This is a genomic window from Gordonia sp. 'Campus' (assembly GCF_022206305.1).
Lineage (GTDB): Bacteria > Actinomycetota > Actinomycetes > Mycobacteriales > Mycobacteriaceae > Gordonia.
Map to the genome: position 1 here is coordinate 347,572 of NZ_JAKOIW010000003.1, position 17,324 is coordinate 364,895.

Genomic DNA, 17,324 nt, shown 5'->3' on the forward strand with positions numbered 1-17,324 from the left:
CCGTCGACGTCGGCGACCTCCCCCGTGGCGACCTTCTCCGAGCCGTCCTCCGGGCCGACCTCGGCCACCGAGTCGGCTGTCGCCTGGTCCGTACCCACCGTCACGTGCGTGTGACGTTGCGCGCGATCACCTCTCGCGCGAGGGCGCGGTACGCCTTGGCGCCCGCGGACCGCGGCGCCCAGGAGGTGATCGGTTCGCCGGCCACGCTCGTCTCCGGGAACCGGACGGTGCGAGCGATCACGGTGTCGTACACCGCGTCACCGAACACCTCGACCACCCGGGCCATCACCTCTCGCGAATGCAGCGTGCGGGCATCGAACATCGTCACAAGAATTCCGCCGAGGTCTAGACGCGGATTGAGCCGGTCGCGGACCTTGTTGATGGTGTCGGTGAGCAGGGCCAGCCCACGCAGGCTGAAGTACTCGCACTCCATCGGGATGAGCACCGTGTCGGAGCAGGCGAGTGCGTTCACGGTCAGCAGACCCAGCGACGGCTGACAGTCGATGAGCACCACGTCGTAGCGATCCAGCACCGGATGCAGTGCGCGACCGAGCGACTGCTCCCGACCCACCTCGGTGACGAGCTGGATCTCCGCCGCGGAGAGGTCGATGTTGCTGGGCAACAGGTCGAGCCCCTCGACGCGCGTGCGCATCAGCACCTCGTCGGTGGCCACCTGCGGCGGCACCAGCAGGTTGTAGACGGTCTGTTCCAATTCGTGGTGCGGTACACCGAGACCGGCGGACAGTGCGCCCTGGGGATCGAGGTCGACCAGCAGCACCCGGCGGCCGTATTCGGCAAGGGCCGCACCGAGATTGATGGTCGACGTCGTCTTCCCGACGCCACCTTTCTGATTACAGACCGCGATGACGGTGGCGGGTCCGTGACGGTCGAGCGGAGCAGGTTCGGGGACATCGCGATACGGCCGACCGGTGGGGCCGATCTCGTCGACCTCGTGCTCTGGCTCTTCGGTGTCCTTACCGGGCGACACCTGGATGCTGTACTGATCCCCCGGACGTGCGCCAGACCGCGGTGCGCTCGGAGTGGTCACGTGTCCGCCGCTCCCTTCGCTGTTCGATGCCGTCCTGCTCGGTGACGTCCTGCTCGGTGACATCCTGCTCGACGACATCCTGCTCGACGACATCGCCGTTCGAGAGCCGATGTTCGACGACGACGCCGTGTTGTGTTCGTGCCGGACTGTCCGTCGGCAGCCGGGCTTCGTATCAGCCTAGGACATCTGCCCGGTCATCCCGGCGTCGGCGCGCCCGTGACGGTTCGATGGTCAGCGTGCGCGCGGATGCGCGACGGCGTACACCTCGCGCATCGTGTTCACCGTCACCAGCGTGTAGACCTGCGTCGTAGTGACCGACGCGTGCCCCAACAACTCCTGGACCACCCGGACGTCGGCACCGCCGTCGAGCAGGTGTGTCGCGAAACTGTGCCGGAGCGTGTGCGGCGACACGGCCTTGTCGAGCCCTGCCCGTTCGGCCGCGGTCACGAGTACCTGCCATGCGCTCTGCCGAGACAGCCGACCGCCGCGGGCGTTGAGGAAGAGGGCGGGGGTCGACCGCGCCACGAGCGCGGGCCGGCCACGCACGAGATATGCGTCGAGTGCGTCGATGGCGGGACCACCCAGCGGCACCAGCCGTTCCTTGCCGCCCTTGCCCCGCAGTCGCACGGCCCGCACGTCCCGATCGAGGTCGTCGACGTCCAGCGATGTCGCCTCGGAGATCCGCGCCCCGCAGCTGTAGAGGAACTCCAGCAGGGCGCGGTCGCGCAGTCCGCGCGGATGATCGTCGGCCCCGGCGGCGTCGAGGATTGCCAGCACCTCGTCGACGGGCAGCGACTTGGGCAGCCGACGGGCCGCTCGAGGCGGCCGCACCTCGTGCGCAACATCGGTGGCGACGATCCCCTCGTCGACGGCGAACTTGTGGAAACGCCTGGTCGCGACCAGAGTCCGCGCGGTCGAACTGTCCGCGAGCGGAGCGACACCGGCCTCGGGGTCGCCGCGCCGCAACTCGACGAGGAACTCGCGGACGTCCTCCTCGGTTACCTCGCTCAACGCGGTGATGCCACGTGCGTCGAGGTATCGGCGGTACCTGTCGAGGTCCCGCCGATACGACGACACGGTGTTGGCCGCCGCACCCCGCTCCACCGTCAGATGGTCGAGGTAGCGCGAGATGTCGGCGGCGAGGGTCACGACTTCCGGTGTCGATCCCGGAGTGCGGTCGGTTCGTCCTGCCACGGCGCGTCGACCTCCCGCAGTTCGACGGCGGTGTGCTTCGCGGTGGCCGCGGCCAGGATGCCCGCGACGCTGGTGGCATTGACGATCTCGCCGGACAGCACCTTCGCGACGGCGTCGTCGAGTGGAACCCACTCGACCGACATGTCGGCCTCCTCGTCGACGCGTTCCGCCTCGTCGAGGTGATGCAGACCCTCCGCGAGATACAGCCGCAACGCCTCGTCGGTGAACCCCGGTGACAGCGCGAGGTCGACGAGGACGTGCCACGAGTCGGCCGCGAGGTCGGCTTCTTCGGCGAGCTCGCGCTGCGCAGCGACCAACGGTTCCTCGTCCGCCTGGTCCAGCAACCCGGCCGGCAACTCCAGAAGGCGTCGTCCGACGGGGTGCCGGTACTGGCGCACCATCGCGACGCGCCCGGCGTCGTCGCGGGCCAGGATCGCCACCGCACCGAAGTGTTCGACCACTTCCCGTTCGGCAACGCGCCCCCCGGGCATCTCGACGTCGTCGAGTCGCAGCGCGATGATCGCCCCGTCGTAGACGGTGCGGGAACCCTTGACCTCGAAGTCGTGTGCCAACCCGGTCAGTCCTTGCCGGCGCTCTGGCCGAGGGCCGCGGCGTCGTCGAGACCCGCAACCGGTTCGACGGTCACCGCGTTGACCGCGGCCACGGCATCTGCCGGCGCGTCGTTCGACTCGTAGTCGTCTCCGAGATCCACCGGAAGCCGTTCGGCTGCTTTGTATTTCAGAGCGGCCTCGATGAACGAGCGGAACAGCGGATGCGGGCGTGTCGGACGGCTCTTGAGCTCCGGGTGCGCCTGCGTCGCGACGAGATACGGATGCACCGACTTGGGGTACTCGACGAATTCGACGAGGTGCCCGTCGGGTGATGTTCCGGAGAACACGAGTCCGGAGTCGGCGATCTTGTCGCGATAGGCGTTGTTGACCTCGAAGCGGTGCCGGTGACGCTCGGACACCTCGCGACCGCCGTAGGCCTCGGCGACCACCGAACCGGCCTTGAGGACGGCGTCGTAGGCGCCCAGGCGCATCGTGCCGCCCAGGTCGGCTTCGCCTGCGACGGCGTCGGCCTGATCGGCCATGGTCGAGATCACGGGATGCGGTGTGTCCGGGTCGAATTCCGTGGAGCTCGCCTCGTCGAGCCCGACCGAACGAGCCGCCTCGATGACCACGCACTGCAGTCCGAGACAGAGTCCGAGGAGAGGGATGCCACGACGTCGGGCGTAGGAGATCGCGCCCACCTTGCCCTCGATGCCGCGGATGCCGAAACCACCCGGGATGAGGATCGCGTCGACGTCGCCGAGCGCGGCCTGCGCGCCGGCGGGCGTCTGACAATCGTCGGACGGGACCCACTTGATCTCGGTGCGCGCCTTCCACGCGAACCCGCCGGCGCGGATCGCCTCGGTGACCGACAGGTAGGCGTCGGGCAGGTCGACGTACTTGCCGACCAATGCGACACGCACGGTCTCGCGCGGTTCGTGCACGCGGCGCAGGAGTTCGCCCCACACCGTCCAGTCGACGTCGCGGAACGGGAGTCCGAGCTTGCGCACCACGTAGGCATCGAGATGCTCGCTGTGCAGCACCTTCGGGATGTCGTAGATCGACGGCGCGTCGGGGGTGGAGATCACGCCGTCGAGTTCGACGTCGCACATCAGGGCGATCTTCTTCTTCAGCCCCTCCGGGACGTCGCGATCGCAGCGCAGGATGAGCGCGTCGGGCTGGATGCCCACGTTGCGCAACGCGGCGACGGAGTGCTGGGTCGGCTTGGTCTTCAGCTCGCCCGACGGCGCGAGGTACGGCACCAGCGAGACATGCAGGAAGAAGACGTTGTCGCGCCCGACATCGTGGCGCACCTGACGCGCGGCCTCGATGAACGGCAGCGACTCGATGTCGCCGACCGTGCCGCCGATCTCGGTGATGACCACATCCGGGACCTCGCCGTCGGCGTCGGGCTCGCCCATGGCCAGCACGCGCGCCTTGAGTTCGTCGGTGATGTGCGGGATGACCTGAACGGTCTCCCCCAGGTACTCACCGCGGCGTTCCTTGGCGATGACCGTCGAATAGACCTGTCCGGTGGTCACATTCGCCGACTGCGACAGGTTGCGGTCCAGGAATCGTTCGTAATGCCCGACGTCGAGGTCGGTCTCGGCGCCGTCCTCGGTGACGAACACCTCTCCGTGCTGGAAGGGGTTCATCGTGCCGGGATCGACATTCAGATAGGGGTCGAGCTTCTGCATGGTGACCCGGAGGCCCCGCGCGGTGAGAAGCTGCCCCAAGCTGGAGGCCGTGAGGCCCTTGCCCAGCGAAGAGGCGACACCACCGGTCACAAAGATGTGCTTGGTGTCATGTACATGGCGAAGTGGTCGCAAAAGAAGTGTCTCCCGTCGGCCGAATCGGGGCCGATGCCCTGATTACCTACGGGACTCCAGGGTAACACCACCGGGCCGTACCGCTGTACCGCCACACCGCGCGACGGCGTGGCGGTACTCACTCACCACTCAGGCGGCGGGTCGGGGTGGGGCGGGTTCGGTTGTCGCGCCGACGGTGATGGCCGTCGCGCCCGGCCCGGTGCCGTACGACCCCGTCGTCCCGTCCTTCTCGGCGGCCAGCGCCAGGATCGTGGTGATGAGACCGGTCGGCTGATCGATATTGTCCACGGTGGACACGGCGTTGGCGAGCGACGGATCCGAACGCACGATGGCGATCGGGGATCCGCCGACCGCGGACCCGGTTCGTCCCACGAGAACGCCACCCACTCCACGCGCGGCCATCGCGGCCGAGAACCGTCCCACCAGGGCGCCCTGGGCACCCGAGTCGGCGTCGAACTCGTCGCCGGTCACCACGACCACCAGGTCGGTGGGCGTGATCGCGTTGTCGGCGTAGTCGATGAACCCACCGTCACGAAGCGTCCCCAGCCCGGTCCGTCGGTCACCCGACGATGCCGGCCGTGCCGTCTCGTTCGACAGCACGAGCGCACCAAGAAGATCTCCGACCCGTCCGCCGGAGTCGGTCAGTTCTGCCCGCAGCATCGTGCCGGGTGAGATGGTCTGGTCGACGATGGTTCGCAGTTCCTCGGATTTGGCGTCGGTCAGCAGCGCGTCGGTCAGTGCGATCTGACCGCCGAAGCGGGCACCTGCACCCGAGATCGACTCCTTGACCGCGTCGACGTCGGCCTCGGCCGCGTTCGGTGCGGTCACCACCAGTACCGACTGCCCGCGGAGCTTGTTCGCGATCAGCCGTGGGGTGATGGCGAGGTCGAAGCTGTTGGAAGCGTTGAGCTTGGCGTTGAGATCGTCGCGTTCGTCCTCGAGATCACCGATGCGGTCGCGGCTGGTTCCGGTCATCGAATTGACGCGGTCGCCGACGAATCCCGACCCGAGGAACAACCCCAGCGCCAGGGCCAAGAAGACTGCGACCAGTGAGATCGCGTGTTGTCGAAGCGAGATCATCGGCTACCGGTTCCAGACCTCTCGTGCCCAGTCGAGCAGGGCATTCCACTGCATCACGATCCAGTCGGTGATGTCGGTGCCGGCGTTGGACAGCATCAGTGCGGCGATCACGGCCACCAGGGCGGCGAGGACCACGCATGCGATCGCGGCGCCCGACACCCGGCTGCGGTACAGAGTCGCCACGGCCTTGGCGTCGACGAGCTTCTGCCCCACCTTCAGCCGGGTCAGGAACATCGACGGGTTGCTCTCCCGGCGGGACCGGTCGAAGAAGTCGTCGAGCGATCCGGGGTAGCCAACCGTGACGATGAGGTCGGCGCCGTGGTAGTCGGTCAGCAGTAGCGCGAGGTCCCCGGCCGAACCCGCCGCGGGGAAGGTCGTGGCGCCGATGCCGAGGTCCTGGATGCGTTCCAGACCACTCGCGTGTCCATCGGTGTCGGCCGGGAGTACCAGCTGCGCACCCGATTTGAGCGTTGCGGTCTTCAGGTTCTCCGGGTCACCGACGATGATCGACGGCTTGTAACCGGCCTTCATCAGGGTGTCCGCGCCGGTCCCCACGCCGACCATGACGGGTTGATACTCCTTGATGAACGGCTTCAACGACCGCAGGTCGGCGGCGCGATCAGCACCCTCTCCGACGATGACGACGTGGCGGCCGGCCACGTCGACGTCGATCTCCGGGACACCCACACCGTCGATCAGCAACGGTGATTCGCTACGGATGAACTCGATCGTGTTGCCCGAGAACGCCTCCAGATGATCGACGAGCCCTGCCTTCGCGCCGATCATGATGTCTGCGATGTCGCGCTCGTCGAGTTCGGTACCGAGGGCCAGGCGGCGCTCGCCCACGAACAGACGGTCGTCGTTGACGCGGACCTTGGCCCCGTCCTTGACGCGTTTGAAGATCTCCGGACCCACGTCGTCGAGCAGGACGATGCCCGAGGCGACCAGGACCTCCGGGCCCAGGTTCGGGTAACGGCCGGTGATCGAACGGGAGGCATTGACGACGGCCACCACATTCGCCTCGACGAGGGCATCGGCGGTGACACGGTCGAGATCGACCTCGTCGAGAATGACGATGTCGCCCGGGCCGACCCGGTTCAGGAGCCGTTTGGTGTTCTTGTCGATTCTGGCGATACCGGTCACGCCAGGCAGTTCTTCGGTGTTACGCGCGAGCAGTGCAGGCATCTTCATGACGGCCATGATCGGCCGAACGCGCGTGGCAACCGGGGAGGCGCGCCGTAACAGCAGCAACTTTTGTCACACAGGTACCACCTGCCTCAGTGACTACCGGTCAGTGTTCGGCGCGCTCGGCCTCCGCGGTCGCGAGGAGCTCTTCGGCGTGGGCGCGTCCGGTGTCGGACTCCCCCAGCCCCGCCAACATGCGTGCGAGTTCGGCGACGCGCTCGTCGCGGTCGAGTGTCCGCACGCTGCTGGTGACCAGCGCACCCTTCTTGCTCTTCCCGATGACGAGGTGGTTGTCGGCGAACGCCGCGACCTGCGGCAGATGCGTGACGACGATGACCTGGTGTGCCCGCGCCAGCCTCGACAACCGCTTGCCGATCTCGACGGCAGCCCGTCCGCCGACCCCGGCATCGACCTCGTCGAAGACCATCACGGAACCGGAGGTGGGCGCGGCGAGCACGACTTCCAGCGCCAGCATCACGCGCGAGAGCTCGCCGCCGGACGCCGATTTCGCGATCGGCAGCGGCGTCGCACCGGGATGTGCGACGAGAGCGAACTCGACCTTGTCCGCGCCGTCGGCGCCTGCGTGGACCTTGTCACCCTCGACGGTGATGGTCAGCCTGTCGTCGGGTGAGGCCAGGTCGGGGTTCACCGCAACCGCCAGCGCGGAGTCACCCATGGCCAGGCCCTTCAGCTCCCGCGAGACCTTGTCCGCCATCGACTTGGCCGCCTTGGCACGCAAGGTGTGCAGTTTGCCGGCCGCGGACTCCACCTTGTCGCGAGCGGCTTCGGCCGCGGTCTCGAGCTCTTCGATGGACGCCCGCGGGTCCTCGATCTCGGCGAGGCGGGCCTCTGCCTTGCGCCGCCAGTCGATCACGCCATCGACGTCGGGTGCGTACTTGCGCACCAGCGTCTTCAGTTCGGCCTGGCGGGCGAGCAACTTGTCGAGCTCATCGGCGTCGGCGGGTAGACCCGAGGTGAACGCGGTCAGTTCGGCCCCGACGTCGGTGATGACCGTGAGGGCTTCGGCGACCCGCGGGACGAGGTCTCGCAGGGTGTCATCGGCCGCGGTCTCGAGAAGCGTGCGCACGGCACCCAGTCCCTCGATCACCGACGACCCCGAATCGCCCGCGACTATGGTGTGGGCCTGATCGGCTGCACCCCGGATGGACTCCAGGTCGGACAGTCTGCGGATGGTCGAGGTCAATTCCTCGTCCTCGCCGGGAACCGGCTCGACCGCCGCGATCTCGTCGATACCGAAGCGCAGACGGTCGGCTTCCTGGGCGATCTCCCGATAGTTGGCCCGCCGCGCGTCGAGCTCGTCGAGCACCTCGATCCAGGCCGATCTCGCCTTGCGATAGGTCTCGAGCGCCGAGGCCGCCTTGGGACCGGCGAAGGTGTCGAGTGCTGCGCGCTGGTGCTCGGGCCGCAACAGTCGGAGTTGGTCGTTCTGCCCGTGAATGGCCAGGACCGCGGTGGTGAGCTGGCCCATGACGCCGACCGGAACCGACCGGCCGCCCAGATGGGCCCGCGAACGCCCGTCAGCACTGACCGACCGGACCGCGATGACGGTGTCGTCGTCGTCGAGTTCGGCGCCGGCCGAGTCCAGGATCTCGGCGATGGCCTGATCCCTCGGCGCACCCTCGGCACCCGCGAGTCGGAACCTGCCTTCGACGACCGCCTTCGAGCTGCCCGTGCGCACCCTCGTCGCGTCGGCCCGTGCCCCCGACAACAGATGGAGGCTCGTGACGATCATCGTCTTGCCTGCGCCCGTCTCACCGGTCAGCACGGTGAAACCGGGGTGGAAGCGCGCTTGCGCCTCCTCGATGACACCGAGCCCGGTGATCGAGATCTCTTCGAGCACCGTTATGCCTGCCTCCCTCGCCATCCCGTGACCGGGAGGGCGAACTTGGTGACGAGTCGGTCGGCGAACGGATCGGAGTCGATGCGAATCCAGCGCACCGACCGTTCGCTGCGCACGACCTCGACGCGGGCTCCGGCGGGCACCTCGAGGGCCCTGCGCCCGTCGCACAATGCCAGTGCGGACCGTCCGTTCTTGTCCACTTCCACCGCGATCCGCGAGCGTGGGCTCGTGACCATCGGCCGGGCGAACAGCGCGTGCGCGTTGTTGGGGACCACCAGGATCGCCTCGAGGTCCGGCCACATGACGGGGCCGCCCGCGGAGAACGCGTAGGCCGTCGACCCGGTCGGGGTGGACACCAGGACGCCGTCGGCACCGAACGCCGAGACCGGCCGACCGTCGACCTCGGTCACGAGCTCGAGGACGCCGTTCTTGCTCGTGTTCAGGATCGCCACCTCGTTGAGGGCCCAGCTGCACGCCGTCGGCGGGTCGGGGTCTGCCGGGTCGACGATGGCGACATCGAGTGTCATCCGCGGTTCGATGCGATAGTCGCGGGCGATCAGCTGAGCCATCACCGCATCGACCCGGTGCGCCTCGGCCTCGGCCAGGAACCCGATGTGTCCGAGGTTGATGCCGAGGACCGGGACCTCCGCCGGGCACGCGAGCTCGGCGGCGCGCAGGAAGGTGCCATCACCGCCGAGCACGATGACGAGTTCACAACCGTCGGCCGACGCGGACTCCGCGGTCGTGACCTCGACGACCGCGCCCAGCGACCGCAGGTACTCCCGGTCGACCGGCACGTTGCGCGGTTGAGGCGCCGCGTCCTCGGTGTTGCGGTAGAGCACATCGTGGTCCGCGTCGCGATCCAGCGTGTCGTGATCGACCACGCGCAATGCCACCCCCGCGGCGGCACAGTGCCGGGCGATGGCCTCGATGGTCTCGAGAACGTTCTCGCGACCGGTGTGCGCGACCACCAGGAACTCGCGGGTACCGCCGGACTCCGGTACCGATTCGTCGGCCACTGGGGTTCCCTCCATCAAGAATTCGGTGTGCGGTGTGACGCCGCCGGTTCGGTCGGTCAGCGCGGACCGTCGGCGACCGCCCGCTCGATCATCGCCCGCAGTTCGGCAGTGTGTCGGTCTCGCTCGTGTTGTGCGTCGCGACGTGATTGATCATCTCGCTCGCGCTCGGGGGATTCGTCGACGGGATCCGCGGCGCGCGAGTCCGATCGATCGACCCTATCGCTCTGCACCGACTCGACGCCCGCCCGGTGGCCCGGCTCTTTCCTCAGCCACAGGAAGAACTCGACGTTGCCCGACGGGCCGGGCAGCGGACTGGCCACCACTCCCCGGGTCCTCAGGCCCAGTGCGGCCGCCTCGGTGGCGACGTCCAGCACGGCCTCGGCGCGCAGCGCGGGATCTCGGACGACGCCACCGGATCCCACACGGTCTTTGCCGACCTCGAACTGCGGCTTGACCATCGGGAGCAGGTCGGCGCCGGGAGCGCAGCATCTCGCCAAGGCCGGCAGCACGAGCGCGAGGGAGATGAACGACAGGTCGGCGACCACGACGTCGACGGGTCCGCCGATGAGCTCGGGCTCCAGATGGCGGACGTTGGTGCGGTCGTGTACGTGCACCCGGTCGTCGTTCTGCAGCCGCCAGATCAGTTGGCCGTATCCGACGTCGGCGGCCACGACTTCGCGCACTCCCCGCCGGAGCAGGACATCGGTGAATCCGCCGGTCGACGCTCCGGCGTCCAGGCACCGGCGTCCCTCGACGGAAAGGCCCTGTGGTTCGAACGCGTCGAGCGCGCCGAGTAGTTTGTGCGCACCGCGCGACGCCCAATCGTCCTTCGGCGCTTCATCGACGACGATCGGGGTGTCCCGGGTGACGCCGGTCGCCGCTTTGGCCGCGACGGTTCCGTTCACCTTCACCGCGCCGGCGTCGACGAGGTCGCGTGCCTGTTCACGTGACCGTGCGAGTCCACGGCGCACGAGTTCGGCATCGAGACGAGCTCTTGTCGCCATGATCAGGAACGCTCCGGAGTGACCGTGATGGGCGAGGACGCGACGCCGTTCATCGGCGGTCGACGGCATCGAGCGCCGTGGTCAGCGCGTCGTGTGCCTGTTCGAGCAGGGTCGCCTGGCGTTCGAGCGCCGCGAGGGAGAACGTGTCGCCGACGGACTCGCGGACGGCATCGACCTGGGAAACCAGATCAGCGACCTCGGCCTCGACGTCAGGTACTTCCAGCTGTGCATCGGCGCCGAGATCGTCGCCAACCGGGTCGAACTGGCGACGCGGCATCGCCCCGGGTGTGGGACGGGGCGGGCCGGGCGTCGGCGTTCGGTTCGCTGACATGTGATCGGTCGGCTGGCTCATCGTGCACCACGCTAGCCGACGACTGCGACACCCAGCGACGTGAGCTTCGACCTCGCCGCCACGTCTGCGGCCACATGGAGTTCCGCGGGGTCTGCGTTCCCGGCGTCGACCGCCGCCCAGGCGGCAGCTGCCAGTGCGGGGACGAGACCGATCTCGTCACCCGATCCGCGGACGGTCACGGTCGAGCCGTCCACGGTGATGTCCCAACCGGGCTGTTCGCCGACGCGCACCGCATCGATGTCATCGAACAGACCGGCGAGGTCGTCGATCACGAAGGTCGGACGCTGCTCCGGTGCCGCACCGAGCAGGTCGACGACCGTGCTGACCCCGGTGAGGACCAGGGCACTCTCGATGCCGACCGCGTGTGCACCCTCGATGTCCGTGTCCAGACGATCACCGACGACGAGCGGTGCACTGGCACGTGCTCGCGCGATGGCATCGGCCATGAGCGGCGCCGCAGGCTTGCCCGCGACCAACGGCTCCTTGCCCGTGGCGTTGCGCAGGGCAGCGACCATCGAACCGTTGCCGACGAGTAGGCCCCGTTCGGAGGGCAGGGTGGCATCGATGTTCGTCGCCACCCACAGCGCGCCCGCACGGATGGCCAGTGCCGCCTCGGACAGTTGTGCCCACCCGGTGTCCGGTGAGTGTCCCTGGATGACCGCGGCCGGGCGATCGTCGGCGCTGCGGGTCACCCCGACACCCACTTCGCGCACCTCTTGCGCCAGCCCGTCGGTACCGATGACCAGCGCGCGCGATCCGGGTTCGAGATGCTCCGACAGCAGGCGTGCACCGGACTGCGCACTCGTCACGACGAGGTCCTCGGTGGCCTCGAACCCGAGCTCGCGGAGATGAGCGGCCACCTCGGTCGGGCGACGGCTCGCGTTGTTCGTCACGAAGAACCGCGGCAGAGTCAGGCGCTCCAGAGTGTCGACCGCATGCGGCAACGCGCGGTGGCCGGCGAACACCGTGCCGTCGAGATCGAGGAGCAGAGCGTCGAACCGATCGGCGAGCGCCACCCGGTCCGAGTCATCCGACGGGAGCGGCTCGTCCCGCGCCTCAGGTTCCGCGGTCTGGGAACGCACCGCTTGGTGGTCGGCCGCCTCGGGTTCGACAGTCGACGAGCCGACCTCGGCGGCCGAATCCTCCATTGCGGCGATCGGATTCGGAACACCTTCGACGATGGCGGTGACGGCCTCGTCCGATTCCGCCGGGTCCGGCTCCGCCTCGTCCGAATCAGCCGCGTCCGAATCCGCCGCGTCCGAATCCGCCGCGGAGACATCGGCGGGATCGACCAGATCGCTGGGATCGTCCTCGACGTAGCTCGAGGTCGCCGACAGGTCCGCGGTTCCCTCCACCGCTTCGATGTTCTCGGTCGCCGGGTCGGCCAGTGCGGTTCCCGGATCGGCGACCGGCTCGACGACCTCGACGGTCGTCGACGGCTCGGGCGCCGAAGGCTGGTCGTCGTTCGCCAGCTCGATCAGGCGGAACTCCGCGTCGGTCACGTCGTCTTCATCCGCGGATGCGGCGTTCATGTACCAGGTCACCGCGTCATCGCGGCGGCCGGCGGCCTCGAGCGCGGATGCATAGGCGTAGAAGAGACGGGCCGGTCCGGTGCCCACCTGACCGGGCTTGAGATTCTCGGCCTGCAGGGTGACGACGGCCTTCTCCGGCTCGCCGAGATCGATACGCGCGCCTGCTTCGACGATCCGCATCTCGGTGGCATCCTCGCCGGTCAACGCGCGGCCCTCGTCGCCCCGAGCGATCTCGACGGCCCGCTCGGGCCGGCCGAGTCCACGCTCGCAATCCGCGATGAGCGGCAGCAAGGCCGAATTGCCCGTGATGCGCTTGGCGGCGCGGAGCTCGGTGGCCGACTCCTGCCACTCGCCGGCGTTGTAGGCGGCGATACCCGCGGTCTCCCGCACGACACCGACACGCGAGGCACGAGCACGAGCGGCGCGCGCATGCTCGAGGGCCTGGACCGGGTCCTCGAGGAGCAGCTGCGACACCATGACCAGATGCCGCGCGACGATCTCCGCGTTCGCCTTGTCGAGCGTCAGCAGATCCCGACGGACCTCTGGATCCAGATCGGACGCCGCGACGGTGTCGGGGATGGCCGGCCCGGGCTGTCGACTGCCGCGATCGCCGCCGCGGTCCCCCGCACGACGATCGGGGCGTCCACCCCGGCCACCATCGCGCTGACCACCATCGCGTTGTCCACGTGCGTCCCGCTGGCCACGTCCCTCACGACGCGGACGATCCCGATCACTCATAGCTGCCAATCTATGCCCTTGAACTTCTCTGGATAACGCTGCTCCGGACGTCGAACGTGACCGGAACATGAGAAAAGCCCCGTATTCGACGAAAAGAATTCATCGAATACGGGGCCCTTCTGAAATTGTGTTCGGCGGTGTCCTACTCTCCCACACTGGTTAGGGTGCAGTACCATTGGCGCTGGAGGGCTTAGCTTCCGGGTTCGGAATGGGGCCGGGCGTTTCCCCTCCGCTATGGCCGCCGTAACTTTATGAAACACAGTCACACAACAATCGTGTTTGTTTGTTGTGTGTTGTTTCAGAAGTACATAGTGGATGCGAACACACCAAAAGGTTTTGGGTGTGTGGGTGTTGTTGGTAAGTCCTCGGCCGATTAGTACCAGTCACCTGAACACATTGCTGTGCGTACAGTTCTGGCCTATCCACACCAGAGGTTCGTCCGTCCCGGTCCTCTCGTACTAGGGACAGGTTTCCTCAAGTTTCTTACGCGCGCGGCGGATAGAGACCGAACTGTCTCACGACGTTCTAAACCCAGCTCGCGTGCCGCTTTAATGGGCGAACAGCCCAACCCTTGGGACCTACTCCAGCCCCAGGATGCGACGAGCCGACATCGAGGTGCCAAACCATCCCGTCGATATGGACTCTTGGGGAAGATCAGCCTGTTATCCCCGGGGTACCTTTTATCCGTTGAGCGACACCGCTTCCACTTGCCGGTGCCGGATCACTAGTCCCGACTTTCGTCCCTGCTCGACATGTACGTCTCACAGTCAAGCTCCCTTGTGCACTTACACTCAACACCTGATTGCCAACCAGGCTGAGGGAACCTTTGGGCGCCTCCGTTACCTTTTAGGAGGCAACCGCCCCAGTTAAACTACCCACCAGGCACTGTCCCTGAACCCGATCAGGGTCCGAGGTTAGAAGTCCAATACGATCAGAGTGGTATTTCAACAACGACTCCATGAACACTGGCGTGCCCACTTCACAGTCTCCCACCTATCCTACACAAACCGAACCGAACACCAATACCAAGCTATAGTGAAGGTCCCGGGGTCTTTTCGTCCTGCCGCGCGTAACGAGCATCTTTACTCGTACTGCAATTTCGCCGAGTCTGTGGTTGAGACAGCAGAGAAGTCGTTACGCCATTCGTGCAGGTCGGAACTTACCCGACAAGGAATTTCGCTACCTTAGGATGGTTATAGTTACCACCGCCGTTTACTGGGGCTTAAATTCTCAGCTTCGCTCCCGAAGGAACTAACCGGTCCTCTTAACCTTCCAGCACCGGGCAGGCGTCAGTCCGTATACATCGTCTTACGACTTCGCACGGACCTGTGTTTTTAGTAAACAGTCGCTTCTCTCTGGTCTCTGCGACCCACACCAGCTCAGRSAGYAARTSYCGTCACCAGGATGGGTCCCCCTTCTCCCGAAGTTACGGGGGCATTTTGCCGAGTTCCTTAACCACAGTTCTCTCGATCGCCTTAGTATTCTCTACCTGACCACCTGTGTTGGTTTGGGGTACGGGCCGTGTACCAACTCACTAGAGGCTTTTCTCGGCAGCATAGGATCATGGAATTCACCGCAACGGCTACGCATCACCTCTCAGGCTWYRTGAACGACGGATTTGCCTATCGCTCGCCCTACAGGCTTACACCAGTACAACCACTGACTGGCCCCACTACCTTCCTGCGTCACCCCATCGCTTGCCTACTACCAGCCAAGGTCCCATGCATCACCCCACTCGGCACCCGAAGGTGCTCCCGGAGGATCAGGATGGTTAGTACAACTGATTCAGCATGGGCGCGGATACACGGGTACGGGAATATCAACCCGTTGTCCATCGACTACGCCTGTCGGCCTCGCCTTAGGTCCCGACTCACCCTGGGCGGATTAGCCTGGCCCAGGAACCCTTGGTCATTCGGCGGCAGAGTTTCTCACTCTGCTTTCGCTACTCATGCCTGCATTCTCACTCCCACACCCTCCACACCTGGATCACTCCGGCGCTTCCACGGATGCAGGACGCTCCCCTACCCACCCACACACCTGGTTSRCYMTCCGTARAMARYSAACGGGCTATTGTGTGAGTGCCGCGGCTTCGGCGGTGTACTTGAGCCCCGCTACATTGTCGGCGCAGGATCACTTGACCAGTGAGCTATTACGCACTCTTTCAAGGGTGGCTGCTTCTAAGCCAACCTCCTGGTTGTCTTCGCGACCCCACATCCTTTTCCACTTAGTACACGCTTAGGGGCCTTAGCCGGCGATCTGGGCTGTTTCCCTCTCGACTACGAACCTTATCGCCCGCAGTCTCACTGCCACACTCTCACTTACCGGCATTCGGAGTTTGGCTGACGTCAGTAACCCTGTGGGGCCCATCGGCCATCCAGTAGCTCTACCTCCAGTAAGAAACATGTGACGCTGCACCTAAATGCATTTCGGGGAGAACCAGCTATCACGGAGTTTGATTGGCCTTTCACCCCTACCCACAACTCATCCCCTCCATTTTCAACTGAAGTGGGTTCGGGCCTCCACGACGTCTTACCGACGCTTCACCCTGGCCATGGGTAGATCACTCCGCTTCGGGTCTAGACCCGGCGACTCAAACGCCCTATTCAGACTCGCTTTCGCTACGGCTACCCCACACGGGTTAACCTCGCCACCGAGCACTAACTCGCAGGCTCATTCTTCAAAAGGCACGCCATCACCCGCAGCCACAAGGACTCRCAGGCTTTGACGGATTGTAAGCGTCCGGTTTCAGGTACTATTTCACTCCCCTCCCGGGGTACTTTTCACCTTTCCCTCACGGTACTTGTCCGCTATCGGTCACCAGGAAGTATTCAGGCTTACCGGGTGGTCCCGGCAGATTCACAGCAGATTCCACGAGCCCGCTGCTACTTGGGAGAACATCACGCAAGACCATGTGTTTTCAGCTACCGGACTCTCACCGACTACGGCAGACCATTCCAGGCCACTTCACCTAACACACAGTTTTCTGACTCACGCTTCCACAGGTNCCTTTCACCCCTACCCACAACTCATCCCCTCCATTTTCAACTGAAGTGGGTTCGGGCCTCCACGACGTCTTACCGACGCTTCACCCTGGCCATGGGTAGATCACTCCGCTTCGGGTCTAGACCCGGCGACTCAAACGCCCTATTCAGACTCGCTTTCGCTACGGCTACCCCACACGGGTTAACCTCGCCACCGAGCACTAACTCGCAGGCTCATTCTTCAAAAGGCACGCCATCACCCGCAGCCACAAGGACTCACAGGCTYTGACGGATTGTAAGCGTCCGGTTTCAGGTACTATTTCACTCCCCTCCCGGGGTACTTTTCACCTTTCCCTCACGGTACTTGTCCGCTATCGGTCACCAGGAAGTATTCAGGCTTACCGGGTGGTCCCGGCAGATTCACAGCAGATTCCACGAGCCCGCTGCTACTTGGGAGAACATCACGCAAGACCATGTGTTTTCAGCTACCGGACTCTCACCGACTACGGCAGACCATTCCAGGCCACTTCACCTAACACACAGTTTTCTGACTCACGCTTCCACAGGTAGATGGAAGAAGATGAACCCCACAACCCCACACACACAACCCCTACCCGGTTACACATGCGCATGGTTTAGCCTCCTCCGCTTTCGCTCGCCACTACTCACGGAATCACAATTGTTTTCTCTTCCTATGGGTACTGAGATGTTTCACTTCCCCACGTTCCCCCCACACAGCCTATACATTCAGCTGGTGGTAACACGACATCACTCGTGCTGGGTTTCCCCATTCGGACACCCTCGGATCACAGCTCGTTTGACAACTCCCCGAGGACTATCGCGGCCTACCACGTCCTTCATCGGCTCCTGGTACCAAGGCATCCACCGAACGCCCTTACACACTTACAACAACACCTACAAACAACCCCCACCCCACCAACCCCACAAGG

The 17,324-nt window shown here is 65.5% G+C and carries 12 protein-coding genes and 2 rRNA genes; 1 reads left to right on the forward strand and 13 read right to left on the reverse strand.

What is annotated here, in order from left to right; translation table 11 throughout:
- Nucleotides 1-100: 100 nt before the first annotated feature.
- Nucleotides 101-1,048 (reverse strand): ParA family protein, encoded by a 948-nt coding sequence (locus tag MAY35_RS05315; protein WP_238419774.1) that lies wholly within the window; start codon nt 1,046-1,048, stop codon nt 101-103.
- Between MAY35_RS05315 and MAY35_RS05320 the strand changes: the two genes are divergently transcribed.
- Nucleotides 1,041-1,229, forward strand: a complete 189-nt coding sequence (locus MAY35_RS05320) for a hypothetical protein (RefSeq protein WP_238419776.1) — start codon at nt 1,041-1,043, stop codon at nt 1,227-1,229. The two genes, MAY35_RS05315 and MAY35_RS05320, sit on opposite strands and share 8 nt — an antisense overlap.
- A gap of 50 nt (nt 1,230-1,279) precedes the next feature.
- Here MAY35_RS05320 and xerD read toward each other — a convergent pair whose 3' ends face one another.
- From xerD to MAY35_RS23265, 12 genes are all read right to left on the reverse strand, one after another.
- Nucleotides 1,280-2,197, reverse strand: a complete 918-nt coding sequence (xerD, locus tag MAY35_RS05325; RefSeq protein ID WP_238419818.1) for a site-specific tyrosine recombinase XerD — start codon at nt 2,195-2,197, stop codon at nt 1,280-1,282.
- Nucleotides 2,194-2,814: an NUDIX hydrolase gene (locus MAY35_RS05330; protein ID WP_238419777.1), complete on the reverse strand. Its 621-nt coding sequence runs from the start codon at nt 2,812-2,814 to the stop codon at nt 2,194-2,196. Before MAY35_RS05330 ends, xerD begins: the two co-directional genes overlap by 4 nt.
- Nucleotides 2,815-2,819: 5 nt before the next feature.
- Nucleotides 2,820-4,622 (reverse strand): CTP synthase, encoded by a 1,803-nt coding sequence (locus tag MAY35_RS05335; protein WP_238419779.1) that lies wholly within the window; start codon nt 4,620-4,622, stop codon nt 2,820-2,822.
- Nucleotides 4,623-4,751: 129 nt separating this feature from the next.
- Nucleotides 4,752-5,702 carry a copper transporter gene (locus MAY35_RS05340; protein ID WP_238419781.1) on the reverse strand — a complete coding sequence of 317 codons (951 nt, stop codon included), beginning with the start codon at nt 5,700-5,702 and terminating at the stop codon, nt 4,752-4,754.
- 3 nt (nt 5,703-5,705) lie between these two features.
- Nucleotides 5,706-6,893 carry a putative cytokinetic ring protein SteA gene (steA, locus tag MAY35_RS05345; RefSeq protein ID WP_238419782.1) on the reverse strand — a complete coding sequence of 396 codons (1,188 nt, stop codon included), beginning with the start codon at nt 6,891-6,893 and terminating at the stop codon, nt 5,706-5,708.
- Between the two features lie 100 nt (nt 6,894-6,993).
- Entirely contained in the window at nt 6,994-8,748 is a 1,755-nt protein-coding gene (gene recN / locus MAY35_RS05350; protein WP_238419783.1) for a DNA repair protein RecN, read from the reverse strand.
- Between the two features lie 2 nt (nt 8,749-8,750).
- A complete protein-coding gene (locus tag MAY35_RS05355) occupies nt 8,751-9,767 on the reverse strand; it encodes an NAD kinase (protein ID WP_238419784.1) in 1,017 nt (338 codons plus the stop codon).
- A 56-nt stretch (nt 9,768-9,823) separates the two neighbouring features.
- A complete protein-coding gene (locus MAY35_RS05360; protein ID WP_238419819.1) occupies nt 9,824-10,771 on the reverse strand; it encodes a TlyA family RNA methyltransferase in 948 nt (315 codons plus the stop codon).
- Nucleotides 10,772-10,820: 49 nt separating this feature from the next.
- The gene (locus tag MAY35_RS05365; RefSeq protein WP_238419785.1) at nt 10,821-11,123 is read right to left on the reverse strand and encodes a hypothetical protein; all 303 of its coding nucleotides are present in this window, start codon (nt 11,121-11,123) and stop codon (nt 10,821-10,823) included.
- A gap of 11 nt (nt 11,124-11,134) precedes the next feature.
- Nucleotides 11,135-13,393, reverse strand: a complete 2,259-nt coding sequence (locus MAY35_RS05370; protein ID WP_238419786.1) for an HAD-IIA family hydrolase — start codon at nt 13,391-13,393, stop codon at nt 11,135-11,137.
- A gap of 129 nt (nt 13,394-13,522) precedes the next feature.
- A 5S ribosomal RNA gene (gene rrf / locus MAY35_RS05375) occupies nt 13,523-13,639 on the reverse strand.
- Nucleotides 13,640-13,746: 107 nt separating this feature from the next.
- Nucleotides 13,747-17,283, reverse strand: a 23S ribosomal RNA gene (locus MAY35_RS23265).
- Nucleotides 17,284-17,324 lie beyond the last annotated feature (41 nt).

Bases quoted from the DNA above. Each gene is read 5' to 3' on its own strand.
- MAY35_RS05360 (WP_238419819.1), bottom strand. From the start codon at position 10,771: ATGGCGACAAGAGCTCGTCTCGATGCCGAACTCGTGCGCCGTGGACTC.
- MAY35_RS05365 (WP_238419785.1), bottom strand. From the start codon at position 11,123: ATGAGCCAGCCGACCGATCACATGTCAGCGAACCGAACGCCGACGCCC.
- MAY35_RS05370 (WP_238419786.1), bottom strand. From the start codon at position 13,393: ATGAGTGATCGGGATCGTCCGCGTCGTGAGGGACGTGGCCAGCGGGAC.
- MAY35_RS05340 (WP_238419781.1), bottom strand. From the start codon at position 5,702: ATGATCTCGCTTCGACAACACGCGATCTCACTGGTCGCAGTCTTCTTG.
- steA (WP_238419782.1), bottom strand. From the start codon at position 6,893: ATGAAGATGCCTGCACTGCTCGCGCGTAACACCGAAGAACTGCCTGGC.